The sequence below is a fragment of the Photobacterium panuliri genome, from assembly GCF_059920555.1.
In genome coordinates this window covers 2844483-2864619 of record NZ_CP197192.1, presented here as the reverse complement: position 1 = coordinate 2864619, position 20137 = coordinate 2844483, and the positions used below count along the sequence as shown (strand labels likewise).

Here is a 20137-nt window from a genome sequence, read left to right as displayed (position 1 = left end):
AGACTATGTGGTATTTCGCTTGGATTCTGGGTGTGCTGCTGGCTTGCTCGTTCGGTATCATCAATGCTCTGTGGCTAGAAGCGACAGAGAACATGGATGCTAAAGACGGTGAGTAATATCAATCACTGGGTGAAGCGTATCCACCAGTGGCTAGACTTCGGTCTGCTGCGAGTGCTGGGGCTGGTGATGTCACTGGTCACTGCATGTCTGGTGGTATGGGAACCAACGCTCTTTGCCCAGTCGATTGGCGGATTCGGACCGATAATTTCGCCCGCGATGATTTGGGCCACTTGTGCCGCGATGGTATTCGGTGTCGGGTTTATCCCGCACCGATGGTACTGGCAGCTGTTTTTCACGCCATACCTGTCGCTGCCTATTTTGGCTTACATCCTGATGCTTCGTCTGTTATAGGTTTCTATTTCTGAAAGCTGAAACAAAACGAAACAAATGAAACAGCCCAGTGCAATTATGTACTGGGCTGTTTTTTTATATTCTTTGCGCGAAGAGGTATCGATAGGGCTGGGCAAATGAGAATGTGATCAAAATCTGGACTGAGGAACAGCGGAATTTGATGTGTGATTTCATTCTGTCAGGCAACTTGGGTATAGTATGTGGTTTAAATTCCACAGTATTATCAAGTAAATTGTTGATGTGCTTTGGAAAGGCAAGGTACAGCCTTGGCCGTTATGTTTAATTTGCAGAGATAACAGCAATGACCGAGCAGAACGCCTTTGAATGGCCCATTACGGTCTATTACGAAGATACGGACTTGGGTGGTATCGTTTACCATGCCAATTACCTTAAATTTTTTGAACGGGCTCGCACGGAACTCTTCCGGCACGCCGGTGTCAGTCTTAGCGATTTATTTGCAGAGAAAGTCAGCTTTGTGGTGCGCCATATGGATATCGACTTTCTCAAAGGTGCCCAGCTTGATGATCAGCTGACGGTACGTACTTGGCCGATGACTGTGCGTCGGGCTTCTATCGAATTTTGTCAGGTTTTAGTAAACACTACCGGTCAAATATTGTGTAAAGCCGAGGTTCAGGTAGCCTGTGTACACCCTGATACACTCAAACCCATTAAGATCCCAGAGAACATTTTGTCGGAGATAACTAAGTGACAGCTGAACTATCGATTTTAGATCTTTTTCTACAGGCCAGCCTGCTGGTAAAGATCGTAATGCTCATCCTGCTCGGTATGTCAGTGATGTCGTGGGCGATGATTTTCAAGCGTTCGCAAGTACTGGCTTACGCCAAGGGGAAAGCGGAACGGTTCGAGGATCGTTTCTGGTCGGGGATCGATTTGTCTCAGCTGTATCAGGAAGTGCAAGCCCGCAAAGATAGCCTGACCGGTACTGAGCAAATCTTCTATGCAGGTTTCGGTGAGTTTGCCCGTTTGCATCGCAGCAACGGCAAGGCGCCGGAAGCGGTGATGGACGGGACAAGCCGTGCCATGCGCGTGGCCCTATCTCGCGAAGTTGAAGAGCTGGAAACTAGCCTTCCGTTTCTCGCAACCGTTGGCTCGATTACGCCGTACATCGGTCTGTTCGGTACGGTATGGGGCATTATGCACGCATTTATCGCACTGGGTGCGGTGAAGCAGGCGACGCTGGCAATGGTTGCCCCGGGTATTGCCGAGGCTCTGGTGGCTACGGCGATGGGCCTGTTCGCTGCGATCCCTGCGGTTATGTTCTACAACAAGCTGACCAACCAGGTTGCCAAGCTAGAGCATAACTACGCGACATTTATGGAAGAGTTTTCCAGCATCTTGCACCGTCAGGCGTTTGCGGCTAATCAGGAGTAAGGCATGGCCTATCAACCGAAGAAACGCAAACTAACCGCGGAAATCAATGTCGTACCATATATCGACGTCATGCTAGTGCTATTGATTATCTTTATGGTAACGGCACCTTTCGTGACCCAGGGGGTGGATGTTGACTTGCCGGGGACGGTTTCGGCCAAAACGGCGGCTGAGCTGAGCGGCGATAACAATCCTAGCGCCCCGATTATTGTCGAGGTGTCGAAGGACGGCGAGCTGGGGCTGAGTGTCGACAATAAGGACATGGTGCGCGGCTTGACGCTGAACGAGTTGTTGACCCGTGTTCGCGCTGAAATCGAGCTCAATCCACAATCGGCCGTGCTGGTCGGTGGGGATCGTTCGGCGCGCTATGCCTATATTATCGAGACTCTGGATGCGCTCAATCAGGCCGGTGTTGGCTCGGTGGGGTTGATGACTGAGCCTTTGGAAAACTGAACGGCGGGCGCTGAATGAAACAGAATGACTATACTGTTGCCGTCATTATCTCGTTGCTGCTGCATGGCTTGCTTATAGCGGCATTGCTGTGGGGCGCGGATTTTTCTATGGATAAGCCCAAGACCGCGGGCAATACCATCAAAGCGGTGGTGGTTGATCCGGCTCTGGTGAACCAGCAGGCAAAGCAGATCCGCCAACAGCGTGAAGCAGCCAAGAAAGCCGAGCAAGATCGTTTGCGACGTCTTGAGCAGCAAACTCAGGCTCTGGAGAAAGAACGTCAGGCTGAAGAGCGGCGGTTGCGCGAGCTCAAGTCCGAGAAGCTAAAAGCCGAAAAGGCGGCGCGTGAGGCGGAAGTCGAGCGCAAGCGGGTTGCGGCAGAGCGAGCCAAGGCTGCGGAGGAAAAGCGCAAGGCTGACGAGGCTGCCAAGGTAGCGCGCGAGCAGGCGGCGAAAGCCGAGGCAGAGCGTAAGTTGAAGCAGGAAGCGGCGCGTAAGGCAGAGGTCGAGCGACAGCGTCAAGTTGCCGAGCAGCGCAAGGCCGAAGAAGCCAAGCGTCAGGCAGAAGAAGCCAAACGCAAGGCGGAGGCTGAAGCCAAGCGCGCTGAGGAAGAGCGTCAGGCCAAGATTGCGGCGAAGAAGAAAGCTGAGGAAGAGGCTCGCAAAGCCGAGGCTGCGCGCAAAGAAGCAGAGCGCAAGGCTGCCGAAGCGCGTGAGCAGCAGCGTCAGCAAGAAGCGGCACTTAATGACATGTTTGCTGGGTTGGAAGCTGAAACGGAGCAGCGCGGCGGTGTCCGCGGTCAGTTCGTGGATGATGAGACCCAGCGTTATGGTGCTATCTATACTCAGATGATTCAGCAGAATCTGCTGATTGAACAAAGTTTTGTCGGTAAAGAGTGTGTGATCCGCATGCGTCTTTCTAGCAACGGCTTAGTGCTGGATGCTTCAGAGGCCGGTGGTGACCGCAACGTGTGCCGGGCGGCCAAAGCGGCGGTCGTCAAGGTGAGCCAGTTCCCGATGCCGGAAGATCCGGCTGTGGTTGAGCGGCTGCGTGACATTCGTCTGACGGTGATCCCACAGTGAAAGGAGAAAGCATGAAGCGTTGGTTAGTGGGTTTGTGTGTCGTACTACTGGGCTTTAGCCAGTTGGCACGGGCCGAATTGGAATTGGTTATTACAGAGGGTATCGACTCGGCACGTCCTATCGGTGTGGTGCCTTTCCACTGGGAAGGGCCGGGCGAGTTGCCTGCAGATATAGCGGCGGTAGTTGCCTCGGATTTGCGCCGCAGCGGTAAGTTTTCGCCTGTGGAGATCAGTAAGATGCCGCAGACGCCATACAGCGATGAGCAGGTGGATTACAACGCCTGGACATCAATGGGGGTTGATGCCTTGGTGACGGGGAAAATCACTAAGACCCCAGATGGTAACTATGAAATTATTTATCAGCTGATTGATGTCGTTCGCGGTCAGTTGACCAGCGGCCAAAGCAAGGGGCTGCAAAATGGCGAGTTGGTGCTGACAAAAGACCACGTTCTATTCACCAATCGTACTGTCGCCGAAGGAAGACGTCTTCGTCAGAACGGTCACCGTATTGCCGATTTGGTATACGAGAAGCTGACCGGGGAGCGAGGGGCCTTTTTGACCCGAATCGCCTATGTGGTGATTGACGACAAGGCGAAGTACCCGTACCAGTTGCGTATTGCTGATTATGATGGTTTTAATGAGCAGTTAGTACTGAAGTCGCAACAGCCATTGATGTCTCCATCGTGGTCGCCTGATGGCAGCAAGCTGGCCTATGTGAGCTTCGAGAATAAGCAGGCCCAGATCTTTATCATGGATATTTACAAAGGCACCCGTGAGATGGTGGCTTCGTATCCGCGTCACAATGGTAACCCTCGCTTCTCGCCAGATGGCAAGAAGTTGGCGATGGTATTGTCGAAAAGCGGTAGCCTGCAGGTTTACGTGATGGATCTGGCAACCAAGAAGCTGGCCCAAGTGACCCGAGGCCGCTCAAACAATACTGAAGCATTTTGGGATCCGAAAGGAGACTCCCTGATCTTCACGTCAGACAGAGGTGGTAAACCTCAGATATATCGAGTAAATTTAGCTGACGGCTCAACCAAGCGATTGACTTGGCAAGGTAGTCAGAACCTGGGCGGCCAATTGACACCTGATGGTCGGTTCTTGGTAATGGTGAATAAGTCAGATAGTGGCTACAACATTGCTAAGCAGGATCTAGAAACAGGTGCAGTGCAAATATTGACCAAGACATTCTTGGATGAATCTCCAAGCATTGCTCCAAATGGCAGCATGGTGATTTACAGCTCAGTGAATAATAAATCTAATGAGTTGTCATTGGTGTCCATTGACGGGCGCTTTAAAGCACGATTACCCGCAACGAACGGGCGAGTTCGGGCTCCTTCCTGGGGACCATTCCTCTAACGTGAGTCGCACTTAGAAATAAAATAAGGAAAATGAAATGCAACTGAACAAAGTTTTGAAGGGACTGGCAATTGCGCTGCCAATGTTCACTCTTGCGGCATGTAGTTCGACAGACAGCACTGATAGCTCAGCGGCGTCTGAAACAACCAACACGGGCACACAAACTGAGCAAACTACGGTTGTGACTCCTGTTGAGCCAGCAACACCTGCACTGACTGAGCAAGAGCTGCGTAACCAGCAGCTTCGCCAGCAGCAGACCGTATACTTCATGTTTGACAATGCAGAAATCCAGCCTGATTACCAGGATATGCTGACTGCTCACGCAGAGTACCTACGTGATAATGCTGACGTGAAAGTGATCGTTGAAGGTCACGCTGACGAGCGCGGCACACCTGAGTACAACATTGCTCTGGGTGAGCGTCGTGCAAACGCGGTAGCTAAGTACCTACAGGCACTTGGCGTATCTGCAAGCCAAATCTCAATCGTTAGCTACGGTGAGGAAAAGCCTCTAGTGCTTGGCCACACTGATGCTGACTACGCAAAGAACCGTCGTTCGGTTCTTGTTTACTAATACAATAGGTAAACATTATGAACAGTAACACAATGCGAAAACTCGCATTAACGTTGCTGGTTGGTGCGGCGACCCAGGTGGTCGCCGCACCTGCTCCTGTTACTGAACTGGGTGGTAACAGTGCGCAGGGCGTTAGCCTGGAACGTCTGGAAAGGATGATTGAGGCACGCAACCAGTTGCAATTGGATATGCAGCGGCAACTGGATCAGCTGGCAACCGAGATGGACGAGCTACGAGGCATCGTAGAGAAAAATTCTTATGATTTGGGCCAAATGCTGGAGCGGCAGCGCGAGCTGTACCGCGAAGTAGATGCATTGAGCCGTCAGCCTAAAGCCGCGGCAGAAACCGCCGCAACCAGCGAGGGCAGTACAGAGCCGACAGAAGCCTATAGCGGCAATGTCAGCGAGAACGAAGCCTACGAGAATGCCGTTAACCTGATCCTAAAAGAGAAGGACTACAGCGGTGCAATCTCTGCTTTCAATGGTTTTTTGAAAACCTACCCTAAATCGGTCTATAGGCCTAATGCCCATTACTGGCTTGGTCAGCTCTATTTTACCCAGAATCAGTTACCTGAGGCGGCAGAGCAGTTCACGGCAGTGGCAAGCTTTGCCGATTCAAACAAGCGTGCTGATGCTTTGTTGAAGTTGGGCGTTATCGCCCAGCGTAGCAAGAAAGCGGACGAGGCCAAGAAGTATTTTCAGGACGTGATTAAAGCGTACCCTGGTTCGACTAGCGCCAAGCAGGCTGAAAAGAATCTGAAGCAGTTATAATCCCGGGTTATCGGGTGCTGCGAAAAATAGGATACCGCCGAGGGAGACCGCCGGCGGTATTTTTTTGCGTGAATGTCGAGAATACCCGCTCTTTACATCCCCGTTCTTTACATCTACGCGGTGCTATTGACGCTGCTCGCTGAGTGAGTGTTTGGGTAGTAGTCCGTCGAGGTGGCGGGCTTTGAGCTCTTTGCCGTCTTGCTGCTGGGCGTAATTGGCAATGGGCTGGAAATCACTCGCCGTCCAGTATGGTTTGTCATTCAGGGAGGCGGGCAGTGCTGCGAAATCCTGCTCGTGCTGGTCTGGATGCAGCTCCAGCCTGACCCACTGTTCAATTGCCAGCCCGTTAACGGTCGATGGCAGGTCTTGCCTGTGGGTGGCCGTTGGATAGTTGGGGGTGAGTGCCAGCCCAAAATGGTAGTCACGGAACAGTACCACCCATTTATTGGGAAGGCGCTTACTGCTGTCCCACCAGATCCCATCAAGGTGCTTTATCTTCGCTTCTGTAATTGCCGCCGGTTGGCCTTCCAATGCAATGATCGCATCGGTAAATGCCTTATCCATGGCATGGTTGAAACCGTTTATATCCAGCTTAGGCTCATCTGCCAGAATTTGTTTTGCGAGCAGAGCACCTAGCATGTTTGAGTACAGATCCTCAGAAGAGAATGCAGAGGCATACTCCTTGAAGCCGCCGACAGATTCCATTCCGAACCATTGGGCGATTTCATGCCACTGAGCAAGGCGAAATGCGATAAGAGCGGCACTGTCGAGACTCAGCGCTTGTTTCTGCTCGTCAGTTAGCGATACACGGTGTGGCAGCCACTGAATCCTGCGAAGCTTGAGCTCCGGCGGGAAATCATAATGGGTATTGCTCCCTAAATTCTTCTGCATCAGCTGGTAAAGGTAGTAGGTGTAGTCTGCGGTATCGCGGACGTGGGCTGTATCGATAAAACCACCGAGCGTAGTGAAGATCAGCCCATTTTTTTCCTTGTCCAGCCCTGCCAGATTCAGGGCGACCGAGCCTGAGCCGTCATTATAGCGATGGCGGCCAAGCGTATGGCTGTCCAGTACGTTATTGAGCGAGAAAAACGGTACAGCAACGCCGCCGAGTTCAGCTTTGAGATCATAACCGAACGCACAGCAGGGGCGGACCCCCGTGGGTGCCTGTGCGGCCATGGTCGGGAGTGCCGAGCTGCCTAGGATAATAGCGAGTAAGGCTGAGAATAATAGCTTCATCGTTAAACTCCTGCGTGTTCTCAGAAGGCTTCGTTAACCTGAAAATAAAAGCCGGTACTGTCTTTGCCTACGCCGAGATCAACCCGAATATTGACTCGGGCTTTGAAGGCGAACCGGTAGCCGACGCCGACGGTTGGTAGCCAACTATCCGAAAATAGCTTACTGGCGCTCGGCGCGATGTTGCCTGCACCTGCCCAGGCAACCATGCCGTGGCGGCCGCTGAGCTGCCTGCGCCACTCGATCTGGGCGGCGAGTTGAGTGCGATCGCGGTACTGGCCTTCGTAATAGCCACGCATTCGACTGGCATTTCCCATTTCCGAGTAGCCATACCATGGGATGTCGCCGTCGAGGAATTGGCCGAAGGCATCGATAGCCAACAGTGATTGGCTATCCAGCTGCCAGTAGGTACGGGCATTGGCGGTGAGTCGCTGGTAGTCGTGATCACTCCCCAGCGTCTTGTCGTAACCAATCCATTCGAGGGTCAGTAAATGGCCTGATGCCGGATTGGGCTCGAAATCCCGGCTGTCATATTCCAGACCGATAAGTAGCCCGCTAGCTTGGCTATCAGCTTGATCGGCTTCGGTAAATGCTCCCGGATCGGCATCGATACTGCTGAGCTGCTGGTAGCTCCAGCCGCCTATCAGGTAGCCATTGGGGAAGATCTCAACAGCCAGTTTGGGCTCGAAGCGCAAAATCTGGGCATCGTAGGCGGTCTTTGCCTGTTCGTTTTCGGCGGCCTGCTTACCGATTCCCCAGTAGTAGCTCGGGCTGAAGCTGATCCCCGCGTTGGCAAGCAGGCGTAAGCTGTCACCGGCAAGGTAGGTGCGGTTTTCAACCCCGAGGCCAAACGAGCCGGATGTTGAGGCGTAAGAAGTCAACTTGAGTGTCGATAGCGGATCGTCTTGTTGCCAGCCGGTCGGGGTATAGAGGCCAATGGCTGCCACGCCAATCCCGAATCCTTGCTCGGGATTGACGAACGGCCCGGGCAATACCCCCCAGTCGATCAGCTTTGATGTGTCGACGGTTTCGCTGGCACCGAGTTCGGCCAGCAGCTGGTCAATCCAACCATGTTCACCCGTTGTGGTATCGGCCATGGCTGATGCACTTAATAAAGCCATGCTAAGAGGGAGCAGTGAACGCATATAGGGCCTCAAAAACGGTGCTCAAGAGAAACGAATAGGCTCTGGCGCTCTCCGAGTCCGGCTTCGCCAAGGAGATACCAGTGTTTGTTGACTTGATATTGCATCCCGAGCAAAGGGTTCCATTGGGTGGTCAGGTGCTGTTTGACCTCGAAGCGGGCATCTTCTGGCATCAGGGCGCTGAGTTGTGGCGGAAGGCCGAGATCCGAGAGGTTGCCGGAAAGGTTTTGTTCGACATCCTGATACATGGCCCCAACCCAGACTCGGATTGGCGCGCCGTGTGAGGCAAAATCGTAACCCAGACGAGGGGAGATAACGATGGCGTCAATCTGGCCGTCAATCACGGTCAGGCTGCTTTGGGTGAAGCTGGCATCGACCAGGCTGAACCAGTTGCCGTAGCCACCGGCAAGCACCATACCAAATCCTGTTGTGTATCCGTCAAGATCGAGAGTGAAGTCCTTGATGGTGCCGGTATAGGTTTTATCGATAGAGGGAAGCGGCCACGGAAGATCAAGGTTGACTGATACAGATGCATCAACGTCTGTTTTTGAATAGCCTTTGAGTACCCCGGCCATGGCATAGACATTGAGGAATGGGAATATCCAGGTGTCTGCACGCAATGACAGCACGTCGGTCTTCTGAATTCCCGGTTTGGCATCCATACCAAGCTTGAAGATGTTTGATTTTGGTAGCCCGGTAAGAGCAATGGAGTCGACCTCGATCCCTTGCTCCATGGTCATATAGCCCACACTGATCCCGATAGGTTCAGGTAGGACGTAGCCCAAGGCTTCAGCTTTGTCTTTCCAGATTGGAAGGGAAAAGTCATTGGCCAATACCGAGTTGGCAAATAGCCCCAGCAGCATGGTGGAAAAAAGTATTTTTTTCATTTTTATTATAAGTCTTTGAGCATACGGATATGGAGAATGCGCATCATACCCACTTTTTATTCAAAGTAAACGGTAATGTATACTTTTGGTTTTGATGGAGTGTGGTGCCGGTAAAACGGTGCTTGGCGGCTAGCATGATATTTAATCGTTTGCGGTGTATAATGGCGAGATTCGAACAAGGACAGCAACAGAGCAATTGAGCCATGAGTATTACATTTGATCCTTCACAGATGGTATACCCATTTCCGCCCAAGCCGATCCCATTGACGGCCGACGAGAAACTGGCATACAAGGCCAAGATCCAGACCCTACTCAAGGAAAAGAATGCGGTACTGGTCGCACATTATTATACCGACCCTGAAATTCAGGCATTGGCAGAAGAAACTGGTGGTTTTGTTGGTGATTCGCTGGAAATGGCCAAGTTTGGCAACCAGCATCCTGCAAGCACGCTGGTGGTCTGCGGTGTTCGCTTCATGGGCGAATCGGCCAAGATCCTGACCCCAGAAAAAACAGTGTTGATGCCAACGCTGGAGGCGGAGTGTTCGCTAGATCTCGGGTGTCCGGCAGATAAGTTCACCGATTTTTGTGACGCTCACCCCGATCATACCGTGGTGGTTTACGCCAATACCTCCGCTGCCGTCAAGGCCCGTGCCGATTGGGTCGTGACTTCCAGCATCGCGCTGGAAATTGTCGAGCACCTTGATAGCGAAGATAAGAAAATTATCTGGGGACCGGATCGTCACCTGGGTTCGTATATCCAGAAGCAGACGGGGGCAGAGATGCTGCTATGGCAGGGCGAATGTGTCGTGCACGATGAGTTCTCGGCCAAGGCGCTGCGGGATATGAAGCACCTGCACCCGGATGCCGCTATCTTGGTGCACCCAGAATCTCCGGCGAGTGTGGTGGCACTGGCGGATGCAGTTGGCTCTACCAGTCAGTTGATCAAAGCGGCCAAGACATTGCCGCAGACAAAGCTGATCGTTGCGACCGACAAGGGAATTTTCTTCAAGATGCAGCAAATGGTGCCGGAAAAAGAACTTATCGAAGCTCCGACTGCCGGCGCAGGGGCAACTTGTCGCAGTTGTGCTCATTGCCCGTGGATGGCAATGAACGGGTTAAAAGCCATTGAAGCGGGCCTGCGTGAGGGCGGTGATTTGCATGAGATTTTTGTGGACGATGAGTTGCGTGAAAAATCACTGATCCCGTTGAACCGTATGTTGGATTTTGCCGCCGAGCTACAACTCAAGGTGAAGGGCAACGCGTAATAACGTTCCGTCGAAGCGACATAGATTGAAAATAAAAAAAGCGACCCTAGGTCGCTTTTTTGTATCAAGCGCAATTACTCGTCGTCGTCACTGGCGAGTTCGTGGGCTCGGATAGTTAGGCCGCATAGCATGGTCGGCACAGAGGCGAAGATTTCCTCGAACTGGGCAAGGCTGTCAGCCCCTTCGGCCGATAGGGCATCCATGGCATTTTCTGGATCGTAAAGCAGGCTAAAGCACAGCAGGACACCGCCAAGCAGGGCGCTGTTCTCGCTGTCTTCCGGCATAATCGTTTCCCAATCGTCACGGGCCAGTTGCCAGCCTTGTAGAAGGCCTTCCGAAAATTCGCGAGTTTGTGGGGTGACAATTTCACGATCTTCAAGGGCACACTCTTCTGGCCACTGCCAACTACCATTCAGAAGGGCTTCGCGGCTTTCGTTCCAAAGCTCAACGACGGCGTTGGCATAGGCTTCCAGCTCTTCTTGTGAGTTGAACGGAGAGGTTTCCTCGCCGCCCCATAGGAACGCCAGCCATTCGGATGGGTTGATCAGGTAAGGGGCTGCGGCCATGGCAGTGACGAAGCCACGAGTTTGGGCTTCAGAAAGCAGCTGTTGGGCAAGTTGTGGGTTTTCAAGCAGCGAACGCAGGGATGAAGACATAATTCTTTACTCAACTAAAAGGCGGTTCGTTTGTTTTAACTGCCCATCGGGCAGGCTGTTGATGGCTATTGTAGCAGGGCAACTGCTATGTCGGCATCGCTAAGCGTAAATAGTCGCTAGTCGTTGCAATTATGACCACTTGATTGTTCTGCAGGTATTTTTTGTTGACCTTTGTATCTCAAGCCCCTATAGTAGCGACCCTGTTGAGGCGATAGCCTTGGCAGAACAATATGGTGAGGTGTCCGAGTGGCTGAAGGAGCACGCCTGGAAAGTGTGTATACGGCAACGTATCGAGGGTTCGAATCCCTCCCTCACCGCCATCCCTGCTTTGGGATGTAAAACTTCGGAGAGATGGCTGAGTGGTTGAAAGCACCGGTCTTGAAAACCGGCATACGTTTATAGCGTATCTAGGGTTCAAATCCCTATCTCTCCGCCACATTCAAAAAAACCGCTGTTTTTACAGCGGTTTTTTTACGTCTGAATATTGTGATATCGAGATAGGGTGCAGAACCCTAGACAGGGTTCACCTGAGCGAAGCGAAAGCACATTGCCCGTCCCGAAGGGGCGAAAAGGCAATAGCCCGGAGGGCGCGAGCTTGCGAGCAGTAAATCCCTATCTCTCCGCCACATTCAAAAAAACCGCTGTTTTCACAGCGGTTTTTTTACGTCTGAATATTGTGATATCGAGATAGGGTGCAGAACCCTAGACAGGGTTCACCTGAGCGAAGCGAAAGCACATTGCCCGTCCCGAAGGGACGAAAAGGCAATAGCCCGGAGGGCGCGAGCTTGCGAGCAGTAAATCCCTATCTCTCCGCCACATTCAAAGCCCCAGCAGTAATGCAGGGGCTTTTTCGTATATCTTACCGCTGAGTTTTGCCAAGAGCACCATATCAATGCATTTTCTAAGCAGATCCCGTCATCATTAAGCTTACGAGCCATCATCCTTTCATACATCGCTCTGCTGCTCTCATTTATTGAATCGCTACGTGAGAATTAGCCCACCTCTATTTATTCAATGTCTACTCCGGATAGCTTGCACTAAAGCCAACTGCCAACTCGATCCAGATAGTTAGGTATGTCTGAAAGGCTTGTTGCATAAAAACTATTGCATACCAGCATAGTTGGTCATCGGTAATATGAAAGTCCTCAGTGGCGACTAGATTAGTGTGCAGGAAATTGTGTTGATGACAATAAGGAAGTCACCGTGAAAGATGATCATAGAAATGCGAAATCGCGTGTCGCCACTGCGTGCTCTGCGGCATTATTGGGTGGGGCACTGGTTTTTGCCAGCTCTGCAGCCCATAGTAATGAGCTTTCCAGCCATGCCTCGGCCGTCAATATGCCACCGTCAGCGGCTTCGCCGTTGGCGACCCATGTAACACCGATGTTTGTCAGCTTTGGTTTTGATGACAATACCGAAGTTGCTGGGCTGGAGTGGGTGATGGCGTTGCTAGAGAGTTATCAAAATCCGCCGGGCATGGATCAATTTGCCTCCCAGCCACTCAAGGCTAGTTTTTTCATGCATTGCCAGCCTGTTGAGGCTAACGAGCCGGTCAAAGCGTTGTGGCGCAAGCTAGTGGCACAGGGGCATGATATTGGTAACCATACTTACACTCACCCAGATGATAAGGTTAACTATAATCCGCTCCAGTCTTGGATGACTGCCGAGCAGTGGCAAGAAGAGGTCAATAGATGTGACGCCTTGCTGACTGCTGATGTGGAGGATGGCGGGATTGGTGTCGATGAGGTCAGTGGCTTTCGCGCGCCTTTCATGACGTATAACGACAATACCTTGAAAGCCGTTGTCGAGAGCGGTATTCGCTATGATGTGAGTTTTCCGGCCGGCAGCACGGCCGAGCAAACGGGCACAAATAACTATTGGCCATTTACCCTTGATAACGGCAGCCCGTCTCATCAAATGGCCGTAGCGGGTGGTTGGAAGCCCGCTATCAATAACTATCCCGGCTTATGGGAAGTTCCCCTTCATACGTTGATTGTGCCGCCAGACAGTGAGATGGATAGGTTTGGCTTGGACTATTCGCTGCGCGACAAGATAGCCAGCCGGATCAGTTATTTTGACCCAGTTTCAGGAAAGGGGGATAACTTTGACTGGAACCTTTATTCTACGCCCGATTGGGGAGCGGCAGGGTTGAGTGAAGATGATGTGGTAGCTATTTATAGCTATAACCTCGACCTGAGACTGGCAGGGAACCGAGCGCCATTGGTATTGGGGCTACATTCAGCGTTCTACGGCCTGCTTAACGGGGGGGAGCATTGGGGCATGCCAGAAACGACGGTGGCCTCTCGCCAGAATGTACTCAAGCGGTTTATAGATTATGCCCTGAGCAAGCCGCAGGTGCGTTTTGTTAGCCATGAGCAGTTGATTGACTGGATGGTAGAGCCTGAACCACTGACGCTTTGCCCGAGCGGGCCTTGGCAACCTCATGTGGTTTACCTTAAAGGGCAAACTGCAGACTACCAGGGCAAATTGTGGCAAGCGAAATGGTGGACTCAGCTTGAGATCCCTGGGCTGACGGCTTACTCCCCTTGGGAAGAGATTAGCGCGTGTACCGAGCGTTAAATCAGATGTCTTGACTAGCTAGCAGCAGCCCCTACCGAGCCGGGGCTGCTTGGTATTACTCTTCTTTTTTTCCTTTGCATATCATTATTCAGCCTCTTGTTGTGTTCATTCCCTTCGCTCTATTTGTCTGACAAATTTAGTTAAATATAAAGTAAACGGTGATTTTTGTGCGTAAAGTCACTATTTCTATCTGTCATTAGCGTTATTTGACTGTTAGTTACTAAATATAACGTTTACTTGTGGTAGAGGATGATCATTTTATTTGGCTTGGCACTGATGGCTTTATTTGTGTTTGCATGTATTTAAATGTTTGATTTTTAATTAATTTAACTGTTGCATTAGTTTTATTGTTGCTTGCTATAACTGCTGTTTATCTTTGGCGGAAATGTAAATAAAGCAATGAGGGTAAGCAGCGTAGATGGAACGATCAAAATGGCATGATAACTTTGGTGATATTGGCTTTTTGGGGTGGTTTAAGTTGTTTTTATGTCTGTCGAAGATCTTGTGTTTTTCGGGTGTGGCACGAAAATGCTGCCAAAGTAGTCAATCATGCCAATTTTCTGCCTGAATTCAGTTGTAAAATTACAAACAGAATAAATATTTAGCGGGTAATTCTGCATAAAAGTTGTTTTAATACCCATATCAACTGGCCTGTATTTCATATCCAGTTTTTCTGACTAACTTAATTTATCCCTTTAGTTTTATTTACTGTGATTTGAGGTATCCACTATGTCTGCCAAAGGACCATTTAACGTAAGAAGTGCCGCTGCTGATATCTTTGCTATGGTAGTTTTTAGTTTTATTACAGGCATGATGATCGAAATTTTTATCTCAGGGATGACATTCGACCAATCATTGGCTTCGCGAATGTTGTCGATTCCGGTAAATATTGCGATTGCATGGCCGTATGGCCTGTACCGAGACATGATGTTGCGCCAGGGGGCAAAGCTGTCTGCGAACAAGTGGATGCGTGGTTGTTCTGATATGGTGGCGTATGTTTCTTTCCAGTCTCCTGCCTATGCAGGGATTCTGTTCGTGGTTGGCGCTGACATCGATCAGATCATGACGGCGGTAGCAAGTAATGCGGTTGTGACCGGGGTGTTGGGTGTTGTTTACGGCCAGTTTTTGGACCGTGTCCGCCGTATGTTCCGAGTACCGGGATACTACCAGCACGCATAATACCCCTTACCGATCCGATTTCGACAAAAAGCCCCGGAGGTTATTCCGGGGCTTTTTGTTTTCTAATAATGGCTGCGCTTGGTAGCGGCCTTACGGGGGCGTTTCATCTGCACCTCCAACTGCGGGCTGGCAATTTCAATGCCGTGGGCGATGAACTTGTCTTTGATCCGGTTGTGGAGGTCATGGGTCAGGCTTAGCCGGTGTGCGGTTTCAGCGGCATAGGCGCGAACCTCGAAGTTCTGGCTGTCTGTGGTTAATGTTAGGAAGAACACTTCGGGAGCTGGGTTGTCGAGCACCAGATCACATTCTTCGGTCGCTTCGAACAAGAGCTTGGTGACCAAGTCGGTATTGGCCGCGTAATGGACACTGATCGACAGGGTTACTCGGGTAATCGGATTAGACAGTGACCAGTTGATGAACTGCTCGGTCACAAAGGCCTTGTTGGGCATGATCACTTCTTTGCGGTCGAAGTCGACGATGGTGGTGGCCCGAGTTTGGATCTTGGCGATCACCCCGGTGAGGTTGCGGATTGTGACGGTATCGCCGATCCGGATCGGCTTTTCGAACAAGATGATCAAACCGGAGATGAAGTTGGCGAATATCTCTTGCAGGCCAAACCCCAAGCCGACACCGAGAGCCGCGATGAGCCACTGCATTTTCGACCAATCAAACCCGATCAGCCCCGATCCGATGACGATACCGAGGAAGATCGCCACATAGCGGGTCAATGAGGTGATAGCGTAACCCGTACCGGGGCTCAGGTCGATATGTTGCAATATCAGCAGTTCCATTGCGCCGGGTAGGTCGCGCGCCAGTATGGCTGTGAGCCAGAAGGCGAGGATAGCCAGTAGGACGTCTTTGATCGAAATAGCACTGAGTACATCTATCCCGTCAATGGTGCTGGTAACGTCCCATAATGTGATGTCACCGAGGTAGGAAATGGCCTGATAAAAGTCAGACCATACCACCGATAGGCAAGCGAGGTAGATCAGCAGCAGCAATGAACGTAACAAGCGCAGGGATTGGGCGCTGATTTTGTCCAAGTCGACCTCTGGCTCCTCCACTTCTATTTGCATCTCGCTGCTGGTGACGAGATCGTCCTTGTCTTCTTCCACCTCGGCAATACGCTGGGCGATGATTTCCTGCCGTTTGGCCTTGGCTCGCTCGAAAGCCAGTCGCCGTTTCTGGATCAGCATCAGGCGTTTGGTCAAGTAGTACACCAGCAAGGTGATCACCCCAATTACCGCCGAGAATTCTAGCTTGCCCATGACTGACTGGGATGACGATAGGTAGCCCTTGAGGGCGGTGTAGTTAAGGGCCTGTGGCAGCAGGATCAGACCCCACCAGAAAAGGTGGTGACCAAGGTGAGCTTTGCCTTCGGGGATATCACCGTATGTCATCGGCAGCTTCTCTTGGTACATTTGCCACAAGAAGTAGCTGATTGCGATATTGCTCATCACAAAGGCGAGCCGGCCAAGGGTGGCATTGACCTCGATATCGCTATACAGGTGGGCAAAGTTTTGGATCACCATCATCGGCAGGTATAGCACCAGCAGTTGTTGGTAATGGCGGAAACAGCGTCTGACCAAGGATTCGTCCCACTCGAAATGGCTGATCAGCAGCCCATCCTGACGAACTAGCTCACGCATGAAGCAGTACATGACCAGCGCCATCGGGAGCGAGAGTGCCTGACCGAAATGGTGAACAAAGGGGTATTGCCAAGCTGCGGTGAAGATCAGGCCGATGATGGCGATGGCAAGCGGTACTGGCCAAGCCAGGCAGAAAGAGAAGAAGACGTTGCCGTAGCTGTAACGGAACTTGTCTTGGGTGACTTTACCAATCTTTTTGCTGGTGTCCTCAAGATAGCGTTTCCAGTATTTGCGGCACCAGTTGAGCCCTACGAGCAAAATGGCAACGGCGAAAAGGCCAATGAAGAGCGGCCACTGATCAACAGATGTGGGGAATTTGACAAAGCCGACCCATTGGAAAGGCGAGAAAAACCATTTCAGCATCTCGACACTCGATGTCAGCATGTTGAGGCTGATCGGATTGGTATCCGGCGCCCAGAATAACTGCTTGCTGGCTTGGGTGCGGAGATCATTGAGGTTGCTGTTGAGCCGCTCGTAGGCCACTTTTAGGGTGGCTTGCTGATAGATCAGTGAGTCTAAGCTATCAACCAGTCTTTCTAGCAAGTTGAGATTGTCCTTGATTAAGGCGCGTTCTTGCTTTTTTTGCTCGGCGGTAAGCACCGGGGGAGCCGGTTGGTTCGCTCGCTCTTTCAGGCTACTGAGTAGCTGCTGGTATTCGTACTTCTTAAGCTGGTTTTGTGCGATGTCTTTGTCTAGCGCCTTGATTGGCGGGTTATTGGGCAGCCGGTTGATGCGGGTTCTGAGGTTTTCGCTGAAGGCAGGGCTTAGCTTGAGCCATTCTGCCATGCTGGTGAGATCATCGGCCGTGCGGTCGACTATCTTGGTCTGCTCGTGGGTTGATTTGAGCTGTTGCTGAACCTGCTCGTTTTTGGTTGCAATATTTGTTAACGAGGTGGTATAGCGCTGGTGGTTGATAGCCAGTATCCGCAGAGCTTCGGGTTGGTCGTGATTGGCAGGTGGCGCAAGGGTGGTGGATTCCGATGCGTTGCTGGTCTCGAGCCGGAGCTGGCGATTCAGCTCGCGCTGTAAATTATTGCGATAGGCTTGCCTTGCGTCGATTTCAAGGTTGGCTAGCTGGATGTGCTGTTTGACCAAGGTACGGCGGTTGCCGGCACTGAGCTGTTTGGCTTCCAGCATACTGAGTTGGCTGGTGTAGTATTGGTGGGCCACTTGGTGGAGCAGTACCAACTCGTCGGCAACGTGGCTTTGGTTTTGGAGCTGGGTAAGCGTTTGTTCCTCTTTTTTGATGCGATCGCGAAGTTGGGCTGAACGGGTCGAGAATTCATCGATTCCGCGCTCAATATCCTGTAATTCGTTTTTGCTGTTGCTACGGCTTTGTTCGAGTTGGTTCAGTTTCAGATCCTGCTCGCTGATCGCTTGATGGAGGCCGTCATAATCAAGCTGATTGAAGCTGGGAAACTCGGTACTGGTGAAATCTTTTATTTGTGTTCTGAGTTTGGCGGTTAATGAAGGGAAGTCATCAACCAGTTGTTGGTAGTTCAGGATTTGCTGTTCGAATTCGCGGGTTTTTTCTAGCTGGCTACGAGCCGTGAGTAGGGTATCGAGATCTTTTAAGGTTTCAGGTGTGTTGGCCTGAGCCTGCAGGGTTTCTATCCGGTTGGTAAGTTGCAGCTCGCGTTCCGTGTATTTGTCGGTATCGGCAGCTTGGGTGCTGAGGGCAACCAGAAGAAATAACAGTAGGGGGAAGATCCTGATAAACATAAGGCTCCGTGGAAATTGAAAGTGTTTTTATCGTAATTAGTCTAATCTATCAATTCAGCTAAGCGCATGAAAACGGGCTTGGTTGATGTAGATTGCCACAAATTGGCCCATTCATCACCACTTGACTGCGAATTGCGAAAAAACGCAGGAAAGGCGCTTGACCCATCGGGCGCTTGCCGTTACATTACACGCCATCGAGACGCAGGGCGTCGAGATAACAATATGGTGAGGTGTCCGAGTGGCTGAAGGAGCACGCCTGGAAAGTGTGTATACGGCAACGTATCGAGGGTTCGAATCCCTCCCTCACCGCCATCCCTACTTTGGGATGTAAAACTTCGGAGAGATGGCTGAGTGGTTGAAAGCACCGGTCTTGAAAACCGGCATACGTTTATAGCGTATCTAGGGTTCAAATCCCTATCTCTCCGCCACATTCAAAAAAACCGCTGTTTTTACAGCGGTTTTTTTACGTCTGAATATTGTGATATCGAGACAGGGTTCACCTGAGCGAAGCGAAAGCACATTGCCCGTCCCGAAGGGACGAAAAGGCAATAGCCCGGAGGGCGCGAGCTTGCGAGCAGTAAATCCCTATCTCTCCGCCACATTCAAAGCCCCAGCAGCAATGCTGGGGCTTTTTCGTATATCTTATCGATGGATGGGCAGACCCGGGATTTCAAATCCCCCTATACCTTGATCTGGCTCCACCACATTCAAAAAAACCGCTGTTTTTACAGCGGTTTTTTACGTCTGAATGTTGTGATATCGAGATAGGGTGCAGACCCCTAGACAGGGTTCACCTGAGCGAAGCGAAAGTACATTGCCCGTCCCCCCCGCACTTTAATGCCTCATACCTCGTGCAAATTATCTATTACATCCACTTGCACTCATACGAGCAGCTAATGGGCTCAAATTTCATACGTTAATATGAGTTTGGGTTGCATTAATTTAATGGTGTTTGTTTAAAACAAGTCAGTGCCAATAAATTAATGATTGTGAATATGCTATTTCGAGATAAAGAAAAATATTTATATACCAATATTTAAGCATGAGGCTGTGCAAAACATGATATTCAACGCACTCCGCTTATTTCTCATACTTTTTTTGTGGTTAATTGATTTTGCTCAATTTTTACAAAGCAAGAATCAGAGAAAATTAAAGCATAATAACAATGATTATCATTTTTATGCTCTCGTTTAGAACGATACTTATTATGCGCTAAGTGAATGGCTAGAATGGTCACTGGTTGCTGTCGAGGTTCTAATCGCTGAGAGTATTTTTTATCAGTGTAATTGCAGTGCGTATAAATGTTACTCTTTGTTTTTTAAGATATCATTGGGGTTTTTAGTGAAAGCGTTGCCAGTCATTCTTTGGGTGGTGCTATGAATGCTCCGATGTGATTATCTAAAAGTAGTAATGATTATTATTCATTGTGCGTAATTTTCCCTTCGAGGACTTTTATTACGCCTTGATGCATTGAGGAAAGTGGACTGATGTTTGGATTCTTTAGAAAAAATAAAACACAGCAAATAAACAATGGCTCGCTGATTGGTGCTGAAATCAACAAAGAGTATACGATTAAAAGCATTGTAGAAGATGACAAAGAAATGGCGTATTTCCTCAATACATTGGGATGTTATGCAGGGGAGTCAATTACGCTTGTTTCTGTATTATCAGATACTTATGTCATTTCAATCAAAGATGCACGTTATAGCATCGATTCTGATTTGGCAAAAACCGTACTCCTCAATTAAGCCGACTTCATACCCAAGCAACGTGAGGTAGCTTGGGGCTGTTTT

18 protein-coding genes and 4 tRNA genes are annotated in these 20137 nt (G+C 50.6%); 17 read left to right on the top strand and 5 right to left on the bottom strand.

Annotated features, from left to right (window positions below; genetic code table 11):
• Positions 1-5 precede the first annotated feature (5 nt).
• The 9 genes from cydX (at position 6) to ybgF (ending at position 6031) form a co-directional block, all read left to right on the top strand.
• Entirely contained in the window at positions 6-116 is a 111-nt protein-coding gene (gene cydX, locus ACSF8X_RS13055; RefSeq protein WP_047877268.1) for a cytochrome bd-I oxidase subunit CydX, read from the top strand.
• A complete protein-coding gene (gene ybgE, locus ACSF8X_RS13050; protein WP_047877267.1) occupies positions 109-411 on the top strand; it encodes a cyd operon protein YbgE in 303 nt (100 codons plus the stop codon). The genes cydX and ybgE overlap by 8 nt, the downstream gene beginning before the upstream one ends.
• A 301-nt stretch (positions 412-712) precedes the next feature.
• Positions 713-1120, top strand: a complete 408-nt coding sequence (gene ybgC, locus ACSF8X_RS13045; protein WP_047877266.1) for a tol-pal system-associated acyl-CoA thioesterase — start codon at positions 713-715, stop codon at positions 1118-1120.
• Positions 1117-1803: a protein TolQ gene (gene tolQ / locus ACSF8X_RS13040; protein WP_047877265.1), complete on the top strand. Its 687-nt coding sequence runs from the start codon at positions 1117-1119 to the stop codon at positions 1801-1803. The genes ybgC and tolQ overlap by 4 nt, the downstream gene beginning before the upstream one ends.
• 3 nt (positions 1804-1806) lie before the next feature.
• Complete coding sequence (tolR, locus tag ACSF8X_RS13035) at positions 1807-2253, top strand: protein TolR (RefSeq protein WP_047877264.1); 447 nt, start codon at positions 1807-1809, stop codon at positions 2251-2253.
• 14 nt (positions 2254-2267) lie between these two features.
• On the top strand, positions 2268-3332 hold the full coding sequence (gene tolA / locus ACSF8X_RS13030) for a cell envelope integrity protein TolA (RefSeq protein ID WP_500850174.1): 1065 nt from the start codon (positions 2268-2270) through the stop codon (positions 3330-3332).
• Between the two features lie 11 nt (positions 3333-3343).
• Positions 3344-4690 (top strand): Tol-Pal system beta propeller repeat protein TolB, encoded by a 1347-nt coding sequence (tolB, locus tag ACSF8X_RS13025; RefSeq protein WP_500850173.1) that lies wholly within the window; start codon positions 3344-3346, stop codon positions 4688-4690.
• A 37-nt stretch (positions 4691-4727) separates the two neighbouring features.
• The gene (pal, locus tag ACSF8X_RS13020) at positions 4728-5261 is read left to right on the top strand and encodes a peptidoglycan-associated lipoprotein Pal (RefSeq protein WP_047877261.1); all 534 of its coding nucleotides are present in this window, start codon (positions 4728-4730) and stop codon (positions 5259-5261) included.
• Positions 5262-5278: 17 nt separating this feature from the next.
• A complete protein-coding gene (gene ybgF, locus ACSF8X_RS13015; RefSeq protein WP_047877260.1) occupies positions 5279-6031 on the top strand; it encodes a tol-pal system protein YbgF in 753 nt (250 codons plus the stop codon).
• Positions 6032-6154: 123 nt separating this feature from the next.
• Here the strand turns inward: ybgF and ACSF8X_RS13010 are convergent, their stop codons facing one another.
• The 3 genes from ACSF8X_RS13010 to ACSF8X_RS13000 are packed head-to-tail and all read right to left on the bottom strand — an operon-like array spanning position 6155 to position 9293.
• Complete coding sequence (locus ACSF8X_RS13010; RefSeq protein ID WP_500850172.1) at positions 6155-7267, bottom strand: DUF4056 domain-containing protein; 1113 nt, start codon at positions 7265-7267, stop codon at positions 6155-6157.
• A gap of 20 nt (positions 7268-7287) precedes the next feature.
• The gene (locus ACSF8X_RS13005) at positions 7288-8409 is read right to left on the bottom strand and encodes a BamA/TamA family outer membrane protein (protein ID WP_500850171.1); all 1122 of its coding nucleotides are present in this window, start codon (positions 8407-8409) and stop codon (positions 7288-7290) included.
• A gap of 8 nt (positions 8410-8417) precedes the next feature.
• Entirely contained in the window at positions 8418-9293 is an 876-nt protein-coding gene (locus ACSF8X_RS13000) for a hypothetical protein (protein ID WP_047877258.1), read from the bottom strand.
• Between the two features lie 203 nt (positions 9294-9496).
• Between ACSF8X_RS13000 and nadA the strand changes: the two genes are divergently transcribed.
• On the top strand, positions 9497-10558 hold the full coding sequence (gene nadA / locus ACSF8X_RS12995) for a quinolinate synthase NadA (protein WP_500850170.1): 1062 nt from the start codon (positions 9497-9499) through the stop codon (positions 10556-10558).
• Between the two features lie 74 nt (positions 10559-10632).
• On the opposite strand, the gene ACSF8X_RS12990 is transcribed toward nadA, so the two are convergent.
• Complete coding sequence (locus ACSF8X_RS12990; protein WP_500850169.1) at positions 10633-11214, bottom strand: UPF0149 family protein; 582 nt, start codon at positions 11212-11214, stop codon at positions 10633-10635.
• A gap of 232 nt (positions 11215-11446) precedes the next feature.
• Between ACSF8X_RS12990 and ACSF8X_RS12985 the strand changes: the two genes are divergently transcribed.
• From ACSF8X_RS12985 to ACSF8X_RS12970, 4 genes are all read left to right on the top strand, one after another.
• A tRNA-Ser gene (locus ACSF8X_RS12985) sits at positions 11447-11534 on the top strand.
• Between the two features lie 25 nt (positions 11535-11559).
• Positions 11560-11650, top strand: a tRNA-Ser gene (locus ACSF8X_RS12980).
• Positions 11651-12417: 767 nt separating this feature from the next.
• Positions 12418-13794 (top strand): polysaccharide deacetylase family protein, encoded by a 1377-nt coding sequence (locus ACSF8X_RS12975; protein ID WP_047877253.1) that lies wholly within the window; start codon positions 12418-12420, stop codon positions 13792-13794.
• Positions 13795-14523: 729 nt separating this feature from the next.
• The gene (locus ACSF8X_RS12970; protein ID WP_047877252.1) at positions 14524-14973 is read left to right on the top strand and encodes an L-alanine exporter AlaE; all 450 of its coding nucleotides are present in this window, start codon (positions 14524-14526) and stop codon (positions 14971-14973) included.
• Positions 14974-15035: 62 nt separating this feature from the next.
• On the opposite strand, the gene mscM is transcribed toward ACSF8X_RS12970, so the two are convergent.
• Complete coding sequence (gene mscM / locus ACSF8X_RS12965; RefSeq protein ID WP_500850168.1) at positions 15036-18344, bottom strand: miniconductance mechanosensitive channel MscM; 3309 nt, start codon at positions 18342-18344, stop codon at positions 15036-15038.
• Between the two features lie 224 nt (positions 18345-18568).
• Between mscM and ACSF8X_RS12960 the strand changes: the two genes are divergently transcribed.
• From ACSF8X_RS12960 to ACSF8X_RS12950, 3 genes are all read left to right on the top strand, one after another.
• Positions 18569-18656 (top strand) — tRNA-Ser (locus ACSF8X_RS12960).
• A gap of 25 nt (positions 18657-18681) precedes the next feature.
• Positions 18682-18772, top strand: a tRNA-Ser gene (locus ACSF8X_RS12955).
• 1059 nt (positions 18773-19831) lie between these two features.
• Positions 19832-20092, top strand: a complete 261-nt coding sequence (locus ACSF8X_RS12950) for a FeoA family protein (protein WP_047877250.1) — start codon at positions 19832-19834, stop codon at positions 20090-20092.
• Positions 20093-20137: the final 45 nt, after the last annotated feature.